This window comes from Acidovorax sp. IB03, assembly GCF_016406015.1.
Lineage (GTDB): Bacteria > Pseudomonadota > Gammaproteobacteria > Burkholderiales > Burkholderiaceae_C > Acidovorax > Acidovorax temperans.
The window spans coordinates 138,819-157,660 of sequence record NZ_JAEFCH010000005.1; the positions used below are offsets into that span (position 1 = coordinate 138,819).

General features: G+C 65.4%; 14 protein-coding genes. 5 read left to right on the forward strand and 9 right to left on the reverse strand.

Annotated features, from left to right (window positions below):
- Positions 1-118 precede the first annotated feature (118 nt).
- From IHV84_RS04815 to nirB, 4 genes are all read right to left on the reverse strand, one after another.
- A complete protein-coding gene (locus tag IHV84_RS04815) occupies positions 119-2,965 on the reverse strand; it encodes a nitrate reductase (RefSeq protein WP_198846026.1) in 2,847 nt (948 codons plus the stop codon).
- A gap of 160 nt (positions 2,966-3,125) precedes the next feature.
- The gene (nirD, locus tag IHV84_RS04820; RefSeq protein WP_198846027.1) at positions 3,126-3,524 is read right to left on the reverse strand and encodes a nitrite reductase small subunit NirD; all 399 of its coding nucleotides are present in this window, start codon (positions 3,522-3,524) and stop codon (positions 3,126-3,128) included.
- A 43-nt stretch (positions 3,525-3,567) separates the two neighbouring features.
- Positions 3,568-4,371, reverse strand: coding sequence for a type IV pili methyl-accepting chemotaxis transducer N-terminal domain-containing protein (locus IHV84_RS04825; RefSeq protein ID WP_370541194.1), 804 nt, complete (start codon positions 4,369-4,371; stop codon positions 3,568-3,570).
- Between the two features lie 54 nt (positions 4,372-4,425).
- Positions 4,426-6,870: a nitrite reductase large subunit NirB gene (gene nirB / locus IHV84_RS04830; protein WP_198846029.1), complete on the reverse strand. Its 2,445-nt coding sequence runs from the start codon at positions 6,868-6,870 to the stop codon at positions 4,426-4,428.
- Positions 6,871-7,191: 321 nt separating this feature from the next.
- On the opposite strand from nirB, the gene IHV84_RS04835 reads away from it, so the two are divergent.
- The gene (locus IHV84_RS04835; protein ID WP_142084734.1) at positions 7,192-8,952 is read left to right on the forward strand and encodes a bifunctional protein-serine/threonine kinase/phosphatase; all 1,761 of its coding nucleotides are present in this window, start codon (positions 7,192-7,194) and stop codon (positions 8,950-8,952) included.
- Between the two features lie 638 nt (positions 8,953-9,590).
- On the opposite strand, the gene IHV84_RS04840 is transcribed toward IHV84_RS04835, so the two are convergent.
- Positions 9,591-10,805: a nitrate/nitrite transporter gene (locus IHV84_RS04840; protein ID WP_198846030.1), complete on the reverse strand. Its 1,215-nt coding sequence runs from the start codon at positions 10,803-10,805 to the stop codon at positions 9,591-9,593.
- Positions 10,806-11,069: 264 nt separating this feature from the next.
- On the opposite strand from IHV84_RS04840, the gene IHV84_RS04845 reads away from it, so the two are divergent.
- Both IHV84_RS04845 and IHV84_RS04850 read left to right on the forward strand, forming a co-directional pair.
- Positions 11,070-11,246, forward strand: a complete 177-nt coding sequence (locus IHV84_RS04845; protein ID WP_170207422.1) for a hypothetical protein — start codon at positions 11,070-11,072, stop codon at positions 11,244-11,246.
- Positions 11,247-11,340: 94 nt separating this feature from the next.
- Positions 11,341-11,778 (forward strand): CBS domain-containing protein, encoded by a 438-nt coding sequence (locus IHV84_RS04850; protein WP_142084733.1) that lies wholly within the window; start codon positions 11,341-11,343, stop codon positions 11,776-11,778.
- Positions 11,779-11,962: 184 nt separating this feature from the next.
- On the opposite strand, the gene IHV84_RS04855 is transcribed toward IHV84_RS04850, so the two are convergent.
- From IHV84_RS04855 to IHV84_RS04870, 4 genes are all read right to left on the reverse strand, one after another.
- Positions 11,963-12,775, reverse strand: a complete 813-nt coding sequence (locus IHV84_RS04855) for an ABC transporter ATP-binding protein (protein WP_198846031.1) — start codon at positions 12,773-12,775, stop codon at positions 11,963-11,965.
- A gap of 93 nt (positions 12,776-12,868) precedes the next feature.
- On the reverse strand, positions 12,869-13,819 hold the full coding sequence (gene ntrB, locus IHV84_RS04860) for a nitrate ABC transporter permease (protein WP_198846032.1): 951 nt from the start codon (positions 13,817-13,819) through the stop codon (positions 12,869-12,871).
- Between the two features lie 65 nt (positions 13,820-13,884).
- A complete protein-coding gene (locus IHV84_RS04865) occupies positions 13,885-15,129 on the reverse strand; it encodes a CmpA/NrtA family ABC transporter substrate-binding protein (protein ID WP_198846033.1) in 1,245 nt (414 codons plus the stop codon).
- 457 nt (positions 15,130-15,586) lie between these two features.
- Positions 15,587-16,213, reverse strand: a complete 627-nt coding sequence (locus IHV84_RS04870) for an ANTAR domain-containing response regulator (protein WP_198846034.1) — start codon at positions 16,211-16,213, stop codon at positions 15,587-15,589.
- A gap of 216 nt (positions 16,214-16,429) precedes the next feature.
- Between IHV84_RS04870 and IHV84_RS04875 the strand changes: the two genes are divergently transcribed.
- The gene (locus IHV84_RS04875; protein ID WP_198846035.1) at positions 16,430-17,593 is read left to right on the forward strand and encodes a branched-chain amino acid ABC transporter substrate-binding protein; all 1,164 of its coding nucleotides are present in this window, start codon (positions 16,430-16,432) and stop codon (positions 17,591-17,593) included.
- Between the two features lie 92 nt (positions 17,594-17,685).
- Positions 17,686-18,735, forward strand: a complete 1,050-nt coding sequence (tsaD, locus tag IHV84_RS04880; protein ID WP_198846036.1) for a tRNA (adenosine(37)-N6)-threonylcarbamoyltransferase complex transferase subunit TsaD — start codon at positions 17,686-17,688, stop codon at positions 18,733-18,735.
- The last annotated feature ends 107 nt before the right edge of the window (positions 18,736-18,842 follow it).

Here is an 18,842-nt window from a genome sequence, read left to right on the forward strand (position 1 = left end):
AGGCGTACTGTCTGCGCCGAGATGCCTAGCTGGAGCCCTGTTGCACAAGTCCTGGTGCGGTGGTTGTGGCAGTGAGGTGGGTGGGGCGCTATTTTGGCGCAACCCAGACAACTTTTGGTTATATGACGGCCTGTGTCGCGGGTTTGGACGCCAGCTGCCCGGTGGTGCGCACCATGCGCTTGAGTTCGGGCAGGCACGAGCCGCAGTTGGTGCCGCAGCGCAGCTTGCCTTGCAGCTGGGCCAGGCGGTCGTCGTCGGTGCCGTGGCAGTGTGCCAGCTCGGCGGTGATGGCGGCGTCCGTCACGTTGAAGCAGGTGCACACCGGTTTGCCGCGCGACTGCACGGCCACGGGGGCCTTGGCGCCGGGCACCAGCAGCAGGCGGCCGTAGGTCTGTGCAGGAAGCTCTTCCTGCAGCAGGGTCTTGAGCCAGCCTTCGGCGCTGGTGTCGCCAGCCAGCACGATGCCTTCGAGCGTGGTGTTGTCGCCCTGGCGCGCCAGCCGTGCGGCGCGGCGTTGGCCGCGTTTTTTGTCGGCATAGCGCAGCGTGTCGGCGCCTGACATGCCCAGCAGGGCTTCGATCTGTGCGATCAACGCATCGGGCGGTGCCTCGTGGGCGGCGGCGCGCAGCAGCACGCCAGTGCGCTCGCGGCCGGGCTCATCCAGCGGGGTGTTGTTGCTGAAGGGCACGCAACTCGTGTACTGAAAATAGGGAAACTGCGCCATCAGCGCAGACAAGGCTTCGCGCGCTGCCAGTGCACCTTCGGCAGGCAGCCAGGCCATGGCCAGCAGCGTCCACGGCAGTTCGGCCTTGAGCACCTTGACGGCCGCGTGTTTCAGCTCAGGCTGTTTGGAGGTGGGGCAGAACGCCGAGGTGGTGAGCGCATTCACACCCGCCAGCCGCTCGCCGGTGGAGGACACGCCGCTCAAAAATTCGCTGCCCCAGTGCATCGCCATGAACACCTGCGACAGGCCCAGCGTGGTGTCGGCCTGCACGGGCACCACGATGGAGCCGCGCTTGCTGGTCACATGCACCAGGTCGCCGCTGGCCAGCTTGCGCCGCTCCATGTCCTGCGGGTGCATCTGCAGGCTGGGTTCGGCCACATGGCCAAACAGGCGGCCCAGCGTGCCGGTGCGGGTCATGCCGTGCCACTGGTCGCGCAGGCGGCCCGTGGTCAGGCTGAAGGGGTAGCGCGATTCGCGGGGCTCGGCGGTGGGTTGCCATGCATGCGCAGCAAAACGCGCACGGCCGTCGGCGGTGGGGAAGACGCCATCTTCGTACAGGCGGGCCTTGCCGGTGGTGACGCCCTCGGGCAGCGGCCACTGCTGCGGGCCAGCAGATTCGAGCATCTCCCACGACAGGCCGGTGATGTCCAGGTCGCGGCCGCGGGTGCTTTCGCGGTGTTCGTTCCACACGGTTTCGGCGCCCTGGTCTGCATGGTCGGTGGTGTAGGGAAACAGCGTGGGCTGGCCGGGGCGCAGGCGCGCCTCCAGCTGGTGCGCGAACTGCACTGCAATGGCCCAGTCGTGGCGCGCCAGGCCGGGTGCGGGCACGGCCGTGCGCACGCGGGAGATGCGGCGCTCGCTGTTGGTCACGGTGCCGGTCTTCTCGCCCCAGGTGGTGGCGGGCAGCAGCAGGTCGGCGTACTTCGCGGTCTCTGCCGTGGCAAAGGCTTCCTGCACCACCACAAACTCGGCGCGTTGCAGCGCGCGGCGCACGGTGGCCTGGTCGGGCATGCTTTGCGCGGGGTTGGTGCAGGCAATCCACAGGGCCTTGATCTCGCCGTCGGCAGCGGCCTGGAACATCTCCACCGCCGTCTTGCCCGGCTTGCTGGGCACATCGACCACGCCCCACAGCGCGGCCACCTCGGCACGGTGCTGGGGGTTGGCCAGGTCGCGGTGGGCGCTGAGCAAATTGGCCAGGCCACCCACCTCGCGCCCGCCCATGGCATTGGGCTGGCCGGTCAGGCTGAAGGGGCCTGCGCCGGGTTTGCCGATCTGCGCGGTGGCCAGGTGCAGGTTGATGAGGGCGGCGTTCTTGGCGGTGCCGCTGCTGCTTTGGTTCAGGCCCTGGCAGTACAGGCTGAGCGTGGCTTTGGACTGTGCAAACCACTTTGCGGCCGTGGTCAGGTCGGCCACGCTGATGCCGCAGGTCTGCGCCACGCGCTCGGGCGTGCAGTCGCGCACCAGGGCCTTGAGTTCGTCAAAGCCCGTGGTGTGGGCGGCGATGTAGGCGGTGTCGACCCAGCCCTCCCACAGCATGATGTGCAGCATGCCGTTGAACAGCATCACGTCGCTGCCGGGCTGGATGGGCAGGAACAGGTCGGCCATGCCCGCCGTGTCGGTGCGGCGGGGGTCGGCCACGATGACCTTCATGCCCGGGTTGGCGGCGCGTGCGTCTTCGATGCGGCGGAACAGGATGGGGTGGGCCCAGGCCGCATTGCTGCCCACGATGAACAGGCACTGCGTGTGGTTCACGTCGTCGTAGCAGGCGGGCGGCGCGTCGGCACCCAGCGTTTGCTTGTAGCCGGCCACCGCGCTGCTCATGCACAGGCGCGAGTTGGTGTCGATGTTGTTGGTGCCGATCAGGCCCTTGGCGAGCTTGTTGAAGACGTAGTAGTCCTCGGTCAGCAGCTGGCCGCTCACGTAAAAACCCACGGCGTCGGGGCCGTGCTGCTGGATGGTGTGGGCAAACTTGTCCGTGGCCAGGCCCAGGGCCGCATCCCACGACAACGGCCGAGGGGCATCGCTGCGTTGCGCGCGGTGCAAGGGCTGCAGCAGCCGGGTCTGCAGCGTGATGGGGCTGCTGGCCGTGAGGTGCAGCGTCGAGCCCTTGGTGCACAGGCGGCCAAAGTTGGCGGGGTGGTTCGGGTCGCCCCGCACGCCGGTGATCTGTGCACCGTCGCTTTCAATGATCACGCCGCAGCCTACGCCGCAGTAGGGGCAGGTAGATTTGGTTTCTTGCATGGCGTGTGGCTTTGAATGTTTTACGGCGCTAGCGCTTTATTTATAAGCGCTAGCAGCTATTATTTTTATAGCTATGGTGCCCGTTGGGGCTGGCGCAGGGGTCTGGGGGCTGGGCTTGTTGGCAAGGGGCGGGCGCACAAGGCACCCTGCGCCTACGCGCCTACGCGCCTACGCGCCCACCGTGCGGCGTGCGGCGTGCAGGCCCGGCGATGGGCCGCGTCAAATCCGTGGCCACGGTGGCCAGCTCTGCAGCGTCCAGGTACACGGCACCGTCCTCCACCTTCACGGTGAACTTGGGGGTGCAGCCCTCATCGGGGGCCGATGCCTGGCCGTCGCACAGGCCGATGGTCCAGTTGTGCATGGGGCAGGCCACATGGGTGCCAAACACAATGCCTTGCGACAAGGGGCCACCCTTGTGCGGGCAGCGGTCGAGCAGGGCGAAGACGCCGCCCGCGTCGTTGCGGAACACCGCCACATCCAGGCCCTGGGGGCGGGCAACGCGGCGCGAGCCCAGCACGGGGATGTCTTCGATGCGGCAGATCAGTGTCCATTCAGTCATGGTGGCGATTCCTTGTGGTTGTTGGGGGGCTCTGGGCTCTGTGTCAGGCGGCCAGGGCGGCATACATACCGGTGACGCGGTCCATGCTGGCCAGCAGGTTCTCGCTGGTCACAAACACCTCGGACACCTGGCGAAACGTGTTGGCGCCTGTTTGCATGCGCTGTAGCGCGGCGTCAAAAAACACCCATTGCCCGTCGGCCAGTTGCAGTTCCTGGCGAATGCGGTCGGTGGCTTGCGGCGCGGTGCGCAGCAATTCGTTGGCGCTCAAAAACTCTTTGCGCGCCTTGTCGATTTCGGTGGTGCTGGTGGCAGCGTCCACCTGCAGCATCGCGGCCAGGCAGAACTTGGCCATGCGCTGGCTCAGCATGCGCTGGCGCCCGGCCACGTTGACCAGATGGCCCACGGGCTTGCCCGAGGCCGCTTCGTATTGCACGGTGCCCTGGTGGGCCAGGGCCAGCACCTTGGCGTCGGCCTGCAGCAGGCTGCTGGCCGCGTCTTTGGAGGGCTGGGCCGTGGTCAGCACGGTTTTGTAGGCGCTCCAGGCGGCTTCCAGGTCGGTGTAGGTGGTGCGGATGTCTGCCTGCGGGGCGTAGGCCTTGAGTTCTGCCAGCTGCCGCTCAAACAGCTTGATGGACTGGGCCAGCGCCTGGCGCGCCGGGTTGGCATCGGCCTGGTGGGCCAGCATGAGCCAGGCTTTGGCCATGCGCTGGCTCAGCATGCGCTGGCGGCCCGCCTTGTTGATGGCATCGTTCACATCCTGCAACTGGGCCCACGCCGCCACCGGGGCGCCCACAGCGCCTGCCAGCAGGGCGCCAGCGCTGGCGTTCAAAATCCATCGGCGTTGCAGCATGGGTGGGCTCCTTGGTGGTTTGGGGGCGGGCAGGGGCAGTGGGCAGCGGCGTCAGGCGCCCAGGGGCACAAACTGGCGTGTGTCCACGGCGGCTTTGTCAAACTCGAACCAGGGGTCGGGCTCGCCGTCCAGCGCAAACTGCAGTTGCTCCCACAGCGCCTTGCGGCCTTCGTGGTCTTCCAAAATGCGCTTTTTCACGTAGTCCAGGCCCACACGGTTCACGTAGTGCACGGTGCGCTCCAGGTACCAGCCTTCCTGGCGGTACAGCTCGCAGAACGCGCCGGTGTACTCCAGCACTTCCTCGGCGGTTTTCAGCTTGGTGAAGAAGTGCGCCACCTCGGTCTTGATGCCGCCGTTGCCCGCCACGTACATCTCCCAGCCGCTGTCCACGCCGATGATGCCGACGTCTTTGATGCCTGCCTCGGCGCAGTTGCGTGGGCAGCCACTCACCGCAAACTTGACCTTGTGCGGGGCGTACATGCGCCACATGGCGCGCTCCAGGTCCTTGCCCATCTGGGTGCTGTCTTGGGTGCCCATGCGGCACCACTCGCTGCCCACGCAGGTTTTGACGGTGCGCAGCGCCTTGGCATAGGCGTGGCCGCTGGGCATGCCAATGTCCTTCCACACGTTGACCAGGTCTTCCTTCTTCACCCCCAGCAGGTCAATGCGCTGGCCGCCCGTGACCTTGACGGTGGGGATGTTGTACTTGTCCACCGCATCGGCAATGCGGCGCAGCTCGTCGGCCGTGGTCTCGCCGCCCCACATGCGGGGGATGACGCTGTAGGTGCCATCCTTTTGGATGTTGGCGTGGCTGCGCTCGTTGATGGCGCGGCTTTGCGGGTCGTCCTTGGCATCCTTGGGCCAGGTGCTGATGAGGTAGTAGTTGACGGCGGGGCGGCAGGATGCGCAGCCGTTGGGCGTCTTCCACTCCATGAACTTGAACACGTCGCCAATGCTCAGCAGCTTGTTGGCGCGGATCGCATCGCGCACCGCCTGGTGGCCGTGGTCGGTGCAGCCGCACATGGCCTTGGTCTTGGGCGTGGCGCTGTAGTCGCCGCCGGCGGTGAACATGATGATTTGCTCGACCAGCCCGGTGCATGAGCCGCACGATGCGCTGGCCTTGGTGTGCTTGCGCACTTCATCCAGCGTGAACAGGCCCTTGTCCTTGATGGCCTTGCAGATGGCGCCCTTGGTCACGCCGTTGCAGCCGCAGACCTCGTCGGTGTCGGCCATGGCGGCGGCCTTGTTGTGGCCCTGGTGGCCCACGTCGCCAATGTTGCTCTCGCCAAACATCAGCTTGTCGCGGATGTCGGTCACGCTGCGGCCATCGCGCAGCAGCTTGAAGTACCAGCTGCCGTCCACCGTGTCGCCATACAGGCAGGCGCCCACCAGCTTGTCGTCCTTGATGACCAGCTTTTTGTACACGCCGCCAAAGGGGTCGCTCATCACGATCTCTTCGGTGTTCTCGCCGCCCTGGAAGTCGCCCGCGCTGAACAGATCGATGCCCGTGACTTTGAGCTTGGTGGAGGTGAGCGAACCCTGGTAGCGGCCGATGCCGAACTCGGCCAAATGGTTGGCCAGCACCTTGCCTTGTTCAAACAGCGGGGCCACCAGACCGTAGGCAATGCCCCGGTGCGCGGCACATTCGCCCACGGCGTAGATGCGGGCGTCGGTGGTGGTTTGCAGCGTGTCGCTCACCACAATGCCGCGGTTCACGTACAGGCGCATTTTTTCGGCCAGCGCGGTGTTGGGGCGAATGCCCACAGCCATCACCACCAGGTCGGCGGGCACCTCGGTGCCGTCTTTGAACTTGACGCTGGCCACGCGGCCTTCGGCGTTGCCCACCAGCTCTTGGGTCTGTGCTTTCATCAAGAACTGCATGCCGCGCTCTTGCAGCGACTTTTGCAGCATCTTGCCGGCCACGTCGTCCAGTTGGCGCTCCATCAGCCAGTCGCCCACATGCACCACGGTGACCTGCATGCCGCGCTTCATGAGGCCGTTGGCGGCCTCCAGGCCCAGCAGGCCGCCGCCGATGACGACGGCGTGCTTGTAGGTGGCGGCCGCGTCGATCATGGCCTGGGTGTCGGCGATGTCGCGGTACGCCAGCACGCCCTGCAAGTCCTTGCCGGGGATGGGCAGGATGAAGGGGTTGGAGCCGGTGGCCAGGATCAGGCGATCGTATTCGGCGGTGACCACCGTGCCGTCTTTGCTGGTGGCGCTGACCACGCGGCGCACGCGGTCCACGTCGGTCACGGTGAAGCCGGTGTGCAGCGTGATGTGGTTGTCGGCGTACCACGACCAGTCGTTGAGGATGATCTCGTCGATGGTCTGCTCGCCCGCCAGCACGGGGGACAGCAGAATGCGGTTGTAGTTGGGGTGGGGCTCGGCGCCAAACACCGTGATGTCATACAGATCGGGGGCGATCTTGAGCAGCTCTTCCAGCGTGCGCACACCGGCCATGCCGTTTCCCACCATCACCAGTTTGAGCTTTTTCATCATGACTCCATCGGTTCCATCGCCGGGGCGATGCGCAAAACAAAAAAGGCGTCCACACGATGCTGCTCCGAGGTCTCGAAACCGCATGTGGGGACGCCTTCGTCCTGACAACTCCTCTGTGCGCCTTTGCACTGCTGAATTGCGTGGGCCTGCCCGGCCCTTGCCCTTGTTAAGCAATGGCCGTGCCAGATTCTTTGCACTGATCTGGGGTGGGCCCGGGGTGCGAGCCCGGGTGGGGGGACGCCGAGGGCGTTGGGGCGTGTGGGCGGCCACGCACCGGCATGCACCACCTTGGGCACAAAACCTGCATGGAGCTGGTGCATGAGCTTTGAACTGGATGTGGGCCAGGCCTCGCTGGCCGGCCGCAACGAGGTGAACGAGGACTTTGCCGCCCTGGCGGTGGGGCAGGGGCGCGACCGCGAGCGCGGCGCCATCGCCGCCATAGCGGACGGCGTGAGCACGGGCGGCAAGGGCCGCGAGGCCGCCCAGACCACGGTGAGCACCCTGGTGGGCGACTACTTCGCCACCCCCGAGACCTGGGACACCACCGTGGCGCTGGACCGCATCCTGAACGCCCACAACGGCTGGCTCGCCTCCATGAACCGGCGCCGCCAGCCTGCGGTGGGGCTGGCCACGCTCACCGCGCTGGTGCTGCGCGGCCAGTCGTACACGCTGGCCCATGTGGGCGACACCCGCGCCTACCTGCTGCGCAGCGGGCGCCTGCAGCTGCTCACGGCCGACCATGTGATGGCGCAGCGCGACTTTGCGCACCAGCTCACCCGCGCCATGGGGCTCGACGACCATGTGGTGGTGGACTACAGCCAAGGCGAGCTGCACAGCGGTGATCTGTTCGTGCTGCTGTCCGACGGTGTGCATGGCAGTCTGCCCGAGCGCGAACTGCGGCAGCTGCTGCGCCAGGAGGGCGTGGCGGCCCAGGCGCTCAGCGACGAGCTGGTGCAGGCCGCGCTGCGCCGGGGCAGCAGCGACAACGTGACCGCGCTGGTGGTGCGGGTGCAGGGCGCGCTGGAGGCCACGCTGCAGGACGAATCCCGCCGCGCGCAGGACCTGCCCGTGCTGCCCTTGCTCAAGGTGGGCGACCCCGTGGACGGCCTCACGGTCACGGCCATCGTGGCCGACAACGGCATCCACCGGCTGTACCAGGTGCGCGACCCGGCCACGCAGCGCCTCTACGCCCTCAAGACCCTGCTGCCCACGCGCGCCCACGATGCCGAGGAGCGCGCCACGCTTGCACACGAGGCCTGGGTGGCGCGGCGCATGCAGTCGGGCCACGCCGCCGCCCACCTGGCATGGCTCCACACCTGGCCCGCCGATGACGGGCGAGGCGGACCGGGCGCCAGCGCGTTCTACCTGCTGTACGACTGGCACGCGGGCGACACCCTGGGCCAGCGCCTGCGCAGCCGCCAGCACCTGCCCGTGCCACAGGCCGTGTCGGTGGTGGTGCAGGCCGCGCGCGTGCTGGGCTGGCTGCACCGCCAAGGGGTGGTGCACCGCGACATCAAACCCGACAATCTGCACCTGGGCGACGACGGCGTGCTGCGTGTGCTCGATTTGGGCGTGGCCCTGTCCGGCCGCGAGCCCGAGGCCACGCGCCAGCTGCACGCGGGCACGCCCAGCTACATGAACCCCGAGCAGTGGCCCGGCTACGAAAAAAGCGGCGATACCGAAGGCCAGTTGCCCGACGCGCGCAGTGACCTGTTTGCGCTGGGCGTTACGCTCTACCAGCTGCTGAGCCACGGCCGCCTGCCCTATGGCGAGGTGGTGCAGTACCAGCTGGGCCGCTACCACCGCGACCCGCTGCCCCCCAGTCGCCACAACCCCGGCGTGCCGATCTGGCTGGACCAGATTGCCCTGAAAGCCGTGGCCCGCAGCCGCGCCCAGCGCTTCGAGACCGCCGAGGAACTGCTGCTGGCGCTGGAGCGCGGCGCATCCCGCCCCCTGTCAGCCCCCGGCCCGCAGCCGCTGATGCAGCGCGACGCCACGGCCCTGTGGAAGATCGCGCTGGCGGTGAGCGTGCTGGTGAATCTGCTGTTGATCTACTGGCTGTTGTTTTTGCCGAGGTAGTGGGGAGTCTTGGTTTGCTCCTGAAAATGTAGCTGCTTCCGCTTATGCAGTGGGCGGTGGAGCCGATTTTGGCTTGAATATTCAGCGGTGCATCGCCTGGTTTTGATGTACGCCCCGGTGGGTAGCAGGCTCTGCCACAGGGCGCTGCCTGTGGGCTCCCTCTCCCCTTGCGGGAGAGGGCGGGGGGAGAGGGGGCTTCCCTGGGGGCGCTGCTGCCCCCTCTCCCCAACCCTCTCCCACGAGGGGAGAGGGAGTTTCAGTGGGCCACACTTGCGCCGTTCACGCGCTGCGCGCGCGGCCGCCCTTTTAGCGAAAGTTCGGCAAGCGCTATCGCGCTTACTTGCTTAACGCAAGTCATGCGCTACGCGCACGGCCACCCTTTTGCTGGAAGTGTGGCGAGCGCTTGCGCGCTCACCGGCTACGCCGGTCATGCGCTGCGCGCGCGTCCACCTTTCTAGTGAAAGCGCGGGCAATGCTGCGCATTGGCTGGCTACGCCAGCTCAGGCACTGCGTGCCCGACCGCCCTTTTGCTGGAAGTGTGGCGAGCGCTTGCGCGCTCACCGGCTACGCCGGTCATGCGCTGCGCGCACGNTTGCGGGAAGTGTGGCGAGCGCTTGCGCGCTCACCGGCTACGCCGGTCATGCGCTGCGCGCACGTCCACCCTTCTCCGCCCACGTGCGCGTCCAGCGGATCTGCATCACGCGCAGCAGCACCAGCATGGCCAGCGCGCACGCCGCAATGCCGACAAAGCCCCACAGGTAGGTGCCGGTGTACTGGCGCGAGATGCCCATGCCGCTGGGGATCAGGCCGCCGCCCAGGGCGCCGATCTCGCCAATCATCGAGCCTGCCACGGCCGTGGTCAGAGGCCAGCGCAGGGGCACCAGCTGGAACAGGGCGCCATTGCCCGCGCCCAGCGCAGCAAAACACACCAGGAACAGCAGCATGGTGATGGGCAGCGAGTTCTCGGCCAGGCCGCACAGCACCATGCTCACGGCCGTGATGGCCAGCACGGCCGTGAGTGTGTTCACGCCGCCCCAGTGGTCCGACAGCCAGCCACCAAAGATGCGCAGGGCCGCGCCCAGGAAGGCCGCCAGCATGGTGAGCTGGCCTGCCTGCACCTTGCTCACATGGAACTGGTCGTAAAAATAGCCGGGCAAGAAGGTGGTGAGGCCGATGAAGCCGCCAAAGGTCACGGCATAGATCAGGCTGAAGGCCCAGCCATCTTTTTCAAACAGGCAAGCGATGTGTTCGCGGAAGCTCGAATGGGCCGCCAGGTCGGAGGGCTCCTGTGCAAACACGGCCATCACGATCGCGGGCACCGCCACGCTCACGGCGGCAAAGCCGTACACGGCCTGCCAGCCAAACTTCTGGGCCAGCGCCGGGGCCAGCAGGGCCGCCACGGCGGTGCCCACGTTGCCTGCGCCCACGATGCCCATGGCCAGGCCCTTGTAGCGCGGCGGAAACGAGCCCGAACCCAGCGACAGCGCCACGCCAAAGCTGGCCCCGGCCACACCCAGAAGGATGCCCATGGCCAGCAGGTCGCCGTAGTCGTGCACAAACAGGTAGCCGTAGCCCATGGCCACAAAGATGCCCGCCATCTCGACCAGCGTGGCGTTCTTGCGCCCGATGTACTGCGCCAGGATGCCCAGCGGAAAGCGCATCAGCGCACCGGCAAAGATGGGGATGGACAGCATCATGCCCATCTGCGTGGGCGTGAGCTGGAAGCTGTCGCGGATGAACGGCGCCATGGCACCGTTGATCACCCAGACAGCGCACGAGAAACCGAAGTAGAGGAAGGACGACCACAACGTGGGGGCGTGGCCGGACTTGAGGAACTCGCGGAATTGAAGCATGGCGATCGTGCGCAAAAGGGCTGAGGGGCTCCCCAGCCGGGGCAAAAAACAAAAAGGCGCCTGCATGGATCGCGCAGGCCTTGCAGCCAGGTTGCATTCCATGAAGACGCCATCGTCCTGTTCGCCCAATCCGCCATTGCACCGGGCTGTTACACGGCCAGCGTTGACCGCACCCATCTGCAAGCAATGCCTGTGCCAGAGCCTGTGTGGTGCAATATTTGATGAAATAAGCCGCCAGCGCTGATGGATAAAGCGCGAGCAGCTATGAATTTTGATGGCTGCTGCGGTGTTGCCCAGGCACTGCGGGCCACTGTGGTGCGGTGGGTGCTGGCGGTGCTGTGCGTGGCCGGTGCGTGCACCAAGCTGGGTGCAGGGCGCCCGGCTTTGCAGGGCATGGAGCCCGTGTGCACGCATGCCATCACGCGTGTGAACCGCATGTGACATGCACCGGTTCGGGCTTGTGAGGCTTGCGCTGCGCGGGCGGATGGGCTGAAATCACTCCGTACCTGTTCCAGGTCTCAAGAGGGAGAGTTCCATGACCATCGTCGCCAAAATCCTGCAATCCAAACCCGACGCCACCGTCCACACCATCACCCCCGCCGCCTCGGTGCTGGATGCCCTGCGGCTCATGGCCGACAAGAGCATTGGTGCGCTCATCGTCACCGAGGGCGAGGCCATCGTCGGCATCTTTACCGAGCGCGACTACGCCCGCAAGATCGCGCTGATGGGGCGAACCTCGGCGGTCACACAGGTCAAGGACGTGATGACCTCGGCCGTGATGTTTGTGAAGCCAGACCAGACCAGCGAGCAATGCATGCAGATCATGAGCAACAACCGCCTGCGCCATCTGCCCGTGCTGAACAACGGCAAGCTGGTGGGCATGATTTCCATCGGCGACCTGGTCAAGGACATCATTTCCGAGCAGAAATTCATCATCGAGCAGCTGGAGAACTACATCACCGGTAGCCACTAGAGGCAACCCTGTGAGGCGCTGCGCGCCTTCGGCGCGGCGGGGCGGCCCTTGCGCGGGTGCTCTGGCCTGGGGTGTGCGCGTTGTGCGGGCGTCCACCCCTGGCGCAACGCTGAAAAAAGGGCTCTGACCAGATCTGCTCAGAGCCCTTTTGTTGGGGGTGTCCGGGTCACTGCCGGCCGCACGTTCAAGCGGCCTTCTCGACGTGCCCCTGGCGCGTGTACAGGAAGTCGATCACCGCCTTGCGGTAGTGCACGTACTGCGGGTCTTCGGCCAGCTCCACGCGCTTGCGGGGGCGGGGCAATTCCACGGCCAGCACCTCGCCAATGGTGGCGGCCGGGCCGTTGGTCATCATCACGATCTTGTCGGACAGCAGCACGGCCTCGTCCACGTCGTGCGTCACCATGACCACGGTGCTTTGGGTGCGGGCCACAATCTCCAGCAACTCGTCTTGCAGCTTGGCGCGGGTCAGGGCGTCCAGCGCGCCAAAGGGCTCGTCCATCAGCAGCACCTGGGGTTCCATGGATAGGGCGCGGGCAATGCCCACGCGCTGCTTCATGCCGCCCGATATTTCGCCGGGGCGCTTTTGGCCAGCGTGCGTCAGGCCCACCAGGGCCAGCGCGGCGTCGGTGCGGTCCTGGAGCTGGGCCTTGCTTTCCTTAGCACCAAACACGCGCTCCACGGCCAGGTAGATGTTGTCAAAGCAGGTGAGCCATGGCAGCAGCGAATGGTTCTGGAACACCACCGCGCGCTCAGGGCCGGGGCCCTTGATCTCTTTGTTGGCGCAGATCAGCACCCCGTTGGTGGGGGTGGTGAGGCCTGCAATCAGGTTCAGCAGTGTGGATTTGCCGCAGCCCGAGTGCCCGATGAGCGCCACGAACTCGCCTTTCGCAATAGTCAGGTCGATGCCCTTCAGCGCCGGGAAAAGCCCCTTGGCGGTTTTGAACGTTTGCTCCACGCCTTGGATTTCGATGAACTTGGTGGTGAGAGAGGTATGCATGAGGAGCTCCTGGTTTTTCCGAGGACTACCGTGGAGCCGGCTTTGCCGGGCCACGGGGGGCGATGCGCCGATGGCGCGGCGCTCAGGGGTGGGTCAAGTTTTGACCTCTTCAAACGTGAAGGCGGTGGCCAGCTTGATGAGTGCGTACTCCAGCACCAGCCCGACGATGCCGATCACGAAGATGGCGATGATGATGTTCTTGACGTTCAGGTTGTTCCACTCGTCCCACACCCAAAAGCCGATGCCTACGCCGCCCGTGAGCATCTCGGCCGCCACGATCACCAGCCACGCGGTGCCCACGGCCAGGCGAATGCCGGTCAGCATGTAGGGCAGCACGGCTGGGAACAGGATCTTGGTGGCGATCTTCCACTCCGACAGTTGCAGCACACGGGCCACGTTCATGTAGTCCTGCGGCACGCGCTGCACGCCCACCGCAGTGTTGATGACCATGGGCCAGATGGAGCAGATGAAGATGGTCCAGATGGCAGCCGGGTTGGCGCCCTTGAACACCAGCAGGCCAATGGGCAACCAGGCCAGGGGCGACACGGGGCGCAGCAGGCTGATGAGCGGGTTGAACATGCGCGACAGGAAGTTGAAGCGCCCGATGACAAACCCGGCCGGAATGCCCACCAGCGCCGCCAGCCCAAAGCCCACGGCCACGCGCTGCAGGCTCATCAGCACGTTCCAGCCCACGCCCTGGTCGTTGGGGCCATTGCGGTAGAAGGGGTTGCTGAACACCTCCACCGCCTGGCCCCAGGTCTCCAGCGGAGACGGGATACTCTTGCCTGTGGCTGCAGACACCATGGCCCAGGCCACCAGCAGCAAAGCCACACCGCAGGCCGGTGGCAGTACTGCCATCCAGAAGTTGCGTGACCAGGTGGCCAGGTCACGCCCGGAGGCTTTGGTAGAGGTGGTGGCTGCGGTTTTAGAGGCGTTTTGGGCTGTAGCGCTCATGGATAAAGCGCTAGGCGCTATGGAGTTTGTAGCGGGCTTGTCCGCGTGGGGCGCGGCGTCCAGCGGGGTGTGAAAAACAGCACTGACCATGGCGATCTCCTGGTTTCAACGTGGGGGAGGGCGGGGCGTGGGTGTTGCGATGAAGGGGGTGGGCTTCAGGCCTTGATCTTGAAGCCGTCGGCGTACTTCTTGGGGTCCTTGCCGTCCCACACCACGCCGTCGATCAGCTTGTGGCTGCGCGTGTCGCTCTTGGGCAGGGGGGTCTTGGACGCAGTGGCGGCCTGCTTGTACAGATCGATCCGGTTGATGGCCTTGGCCACGCCCGCGTAGTCGGGGTGGTCCTTGAGCAGGCCCCAGCGCTTGTGCTGGGTCAGAAACCACATGCCGTCGGACAGGTAGGGGAAGTTCACCGCGCCGTCGTTGTAGAACTTCATGTGGTTCGGGTCGTCCCAGCTCTTGCCCATGCCGTCTTGGTAGCGGCCCAGGATGCGCTGGTTGATCGCATCCACACTGGTGTTCACATAGGCCTTGCCCGCAATGGTTTCGGCCATCTTGTTCTTGTTGGCCAGGCCTTCGTCGATCCAGCGGCTGGCTTCCAGGATGGCGGCCGTCACGGCGCGTGCGGTGTTGGGGTACTTTTGCGCAAACTCGGCCGTGGTGCCCAGCACCTTCTCGGGGTGGTCTTGCCAGATGGCTTGTGTGGTGCTGGCCGTGACCCCGATGCCGTCCATGATGGCGCGCTGGTTCCAGGGCTCGCCTACGCAGAAGCCGTCCATGTTGCCCACGCGCATGTTGGCCACCATTTGCGGTGGGGGCACGGTGATGACCTTGGCGTCCTTCATCGGGTCAATGCCATGCGCGGCCAGCCAGTAATACAGCCACATGGCGTGCGTGCCGGTGGGGAAGGTCTGGGCAAAGGTGTACTCGCGCTTTTCGCTGGCCATCAGCTTGGCCAGCCCGGCGCCGTTCACGGCGCCCTTGTCCGCCAGCTTTTTAGACAGCGTGATGGCCTGGCCGTTGTGGTTCAGGTTCATCAGCACGGCCATGTCTTTCTTGGGGCCGCTCACACCCAGGTGCACGCCATACGCCAGGCCATACAGCACGTGGGCAAAGTCCAGCTCACCGTTGACCAGCTTGTCGCGCACACCGGCCCAGCTGGCTTCCTTGGTGGGGATGATGGTGACGCCGTATTTTTTGTCGATGCCCAGCACCGAGGCCATCACCACGCTGGCGCAGTCGGTCAGCGGGATGAATCCGATCTTGACCTCTTTCTTCTCAGGCGCATCCGACCCCTGGGCGTGGACAAGCGCACGCAGTGCGGGGCTGACACCCACGGCGCCCACGGTGGCCGCTTGCAGCACGGTGCGGCGGTGGAGGCTGGTTTTCAACAAATCGGTCATGGCACATCCCTCAAGGGCAAGTCGGTGAAGAAAACAAAAAAGGCGTCCTCACGCCTCGCACGGCTGCCGTAGCAGCACGTTGCAAGGGTGGGGACGCCTTTGTCCTGGGTGGAGCCTGGGGCTCCTTGGCTGCATTCACCCGCCGTTGGGTGTTTGCTGCCAGTACAAGACCTTCATTGGTCTATGCAGGAGCTAATGCAAGCGGTGTGCCAGCTTTGAAAAGAATGCGTTTGCTATTTATTTGATAGCTTCTGGCGCTTGCAGATAAAGCGCTACAGCATGTTTTGGCTTGAAGGGGTATGCCTGTTGTGCACCTGTGGCGTGGCGCAGGCCTGCACGCGATTTGTGCGTTGCACCATCGCTGCTCCTTCGCAGAGCCGTGGCCGCTCCATGGGCGTGCTGCTGCCCCATTGCGGGGTGGTATGACGTGGTGCGAAGGGAGGGGAGGTGCTCGCCGTCAGCCGAGCAGGTCCATCACGTCCAGCATGCGCTGGGCCACATCCACGAGCTTGAGACCCTTGTCCATGGCCGTCTTGCGCAGCTTGTCGTAGGCGGCCTGTTCGCTCAGGCCCTGGCGCTGCATGAGCAGGCCCTTGGCGCGGTCGATGGTCTTGCGGTCCTTGAGCTCGGTCTTGGCATCGGCCAGCTCCGCCCGCAAGGCCTGCTCGTGCTGAAAGCGCGCCATCGCCACATCCAGGATGGGGCGTATGCGCTGCGGCGCCAGCCCCGCCACGATGTAGGCCGACACGCCTGCGGCCACCGCGTCCTTGACGTGCGAGGTGTCCTCGTCGTTGGTGAACATGACGATGGGCCGGCGGGCATCGCGCGTGGCCATCACCACATGCTCCAGCGCATCGCGGGCTTCGCTCTCGGCGTCCACGATGATCAGGTCGGGCTGCAACTGGGCCAGACGGTCGCTCAGGAAAACGTCGGCGGGCAGTGTGGCAATGAGGTTGAAGTTGTTTTCCAGCAAACCAATGCGCAACGCTTTGGAGCGCTGCGCTTGCAGCAGCGCGTGTTCGTCATCCGGGTCGGTAACGGCCAGGTTGGGGGCGACCACCACGATACGTAATGCCTCATTCATACCGCTACTTTAAGCAAGATTTACGCCACTTTTTGGTGCACTGCTGCGGTGCGCAGGGTCGTGCACAAGGTGTGGCACACGCTGCCGTGGCTTACGGGGCCTGAAACTTGCTAATAAATGTAACCCTGGCAGGGCATACCCGCTGGTGCGGGGCCCGGCTGCTCTTCTATACCTCCGGTCACTTGATCATTCATCTCATATTCAGGAGTCCACTGCATGAAGAATCACATCGCGCGTCGCCGTTTCCCGGTGGCCTTGGCCCTGCTGCCCACCTTGGTGGCAGCCGCTGTGCTGGCCGGTTGCAGCAAGGTGCCAGACACCCTCAAGATCGGCGTAGCCCAGCCCCTGACTGGCCCCCTGGGGGCGCTGGGGCAAGACCTGCTCAACGGCGTGAACTTGGCCGTGCAAGAGCTGAACAAGGACGGCTTCATGGTGGACGGCAAGCGCGTCAAGCTGGAAGTGGTGTCGGTGGACGACAAGGCCGACGCAGCCACCGGCAAGCAAGTGGCCCAGCAACTGGTGGACGCCGGGGTGGTGGCGGTCATTGGCCACCTCAATTCGGGCGTGAGCATTGAGGCAGCGCCCATCTATGCGGCCAAGGACATCGCCCAGATTGCGATTTCGACCAACCCCAAGTTCACCCAGCTGGGCTTGAACTCCACCTTCCGCATGGTGGCCAACGACACGCTGCAGGCCCGTGCCATTGGCTCGTTTGCCGCCACGCAGCTCAGCGCATCCCGCTATGCCGCGCTGGACGATGGCACGCCCTACGGCAAGGGCCTGACCGATGGCGCGGCCGCCCAGCTCAAGGCCGAAAACAAGGAGGTGGTGGTGCGCAAGTCGTTTGACGACAAGACGGTGGAGTTTGATGCGCTGGCGGGTGAGCTCAAGGCCGCGCGGGTCGAAGTCATCGTCTCCACGCTCAACGACTTCCAGGCGCTGGCCTTGCTCAAAGCCCTGCAAAAGGTGGGCCACACGCAAGTCAAGCTGCTGGGTGGCGACACGGTGAAGACCACCGACATGGCCAAGGGAGCGGGCTTGATTGAGGGGTTGTACGCCACATCCCCCGTGCTGGAGGCCAAGGAGTTCACCACCGGCAAGCCCTTCCTGGAGAAGTACATCGATGCCTACCAGAAGCCCCCGGCCTATGGCGGCCACTACAGCTACGACAGCACCTATGTGCTGACAGCCGCCATGCAAAAGGCCAAGTCGGCCGAGCCCAAAGACATCATAAAGGCCATGCGCACCATCAACGGCTATGCCCCGGTGATTGGCACCATGAGCTGGGACGACAAGGGCGAGCAGCGCTACGGCGCTGTGGGCGTGTATGAACTGCGTGGCGGGGTCTGGGAACTGCGCATGCGTTCAGACCGCTGGTAAGCCTGCGGTCGTCTAGGCGCGTAGCTGTGCATGCGTGCGGGCTTGGGGCGCAGCGCCATGCTGTGCCAGGGCAGGGGTTTTACACTCAGGGCATGAGTCTGCTGATCCTGGGTATTGAATCTTCTTGCGATGAAACGGGCGTGGCGCTGGTGCGTTCTGCCGATGCCGGCGTGCCCGTGCTGTTGTCGCACGCATTGCACAGCCAAATTGAAATGCACCAGGCCTACGGTGGCGTGGTGCCCGAGCTGGCCAGCCGCGACCACATCCGCCGCGTGCTGCCGCTGGCCACCCAGGTGTTGACCGATGCCGGCCAAACCCTGGCCGATGTGGACGTGGTGGCCTACACGCAGGGCCCAGGCTTGGCCGGTGCCCTGCTGGTGGGCGCGGGCGTGGCCTGCGCCCTGGGCGCGGCGCTGGGCAAACCCGTGCTGGGCGTGCACCACTTGGAGGGGCATTTGCTTTCACCCTTCTTGAGCGCTGACCCGCCTGAATTCCCCTTCGTCGCACTGCTGGTGTCGGGCGGCCACACCCAGCTCATGCGGGTCGATGGCGTGGGCCGCTACGAAATTTTGGGCGAAACCATTGACGATGCGGCGGGCGAAGCGTTTGACAAATCCGCCAAGCTCATGGGCCTAGGCTACCCCGGCGGGCCCGCCTTGTCGCGCATGGCGCAGCAGGGTGATGCCACGGCCTTCAAGCTGCCACGGCCTTTGCTGCACAGCGGCGATCTGGATTTTTCATTCGCGGGGCTCAAGACTGCTGTGCTCACCCAGGCCAAGAAGCTGGGCGACGAGCTAGAAGCCCGCAAGGCCGACCTGGCCGCAAGCACCGAGGCCGCGATTGTGGAAGTGCTGGTGAAGAAGACCCTGGCAGCCCTCAAGCAGACGGGCCTGCAGCGCGTGGTGGTGGCGGGCGGCGTGGGGGCCAACCGGCTGCTGCGCGAACAACTCAACACCGCCTGCAGCAAAGCCCGCGTGCGCGTGCACTACCCCGAACTGCACCTGTGCACCGACAACGGCGCCATGATTGCCATGGCCGCCGCCATGCGCCTGCAGGCGGGGCAGCAACAGGCCAACACCGCCTATGCCTTTGACGTGAAACCGCGCTGGCCGCTGGACGCCATCACGGCACCTGCTGCCTGATCTGGCCTGCGGGCCATTTGCTCTTAAAAACATAGCTGCTGGCGCTTGTTGAATAAGCGCCGGGGCCCTAAAAGACTCGTATTGCAACGGCGCTGTGAGCGGCCCGA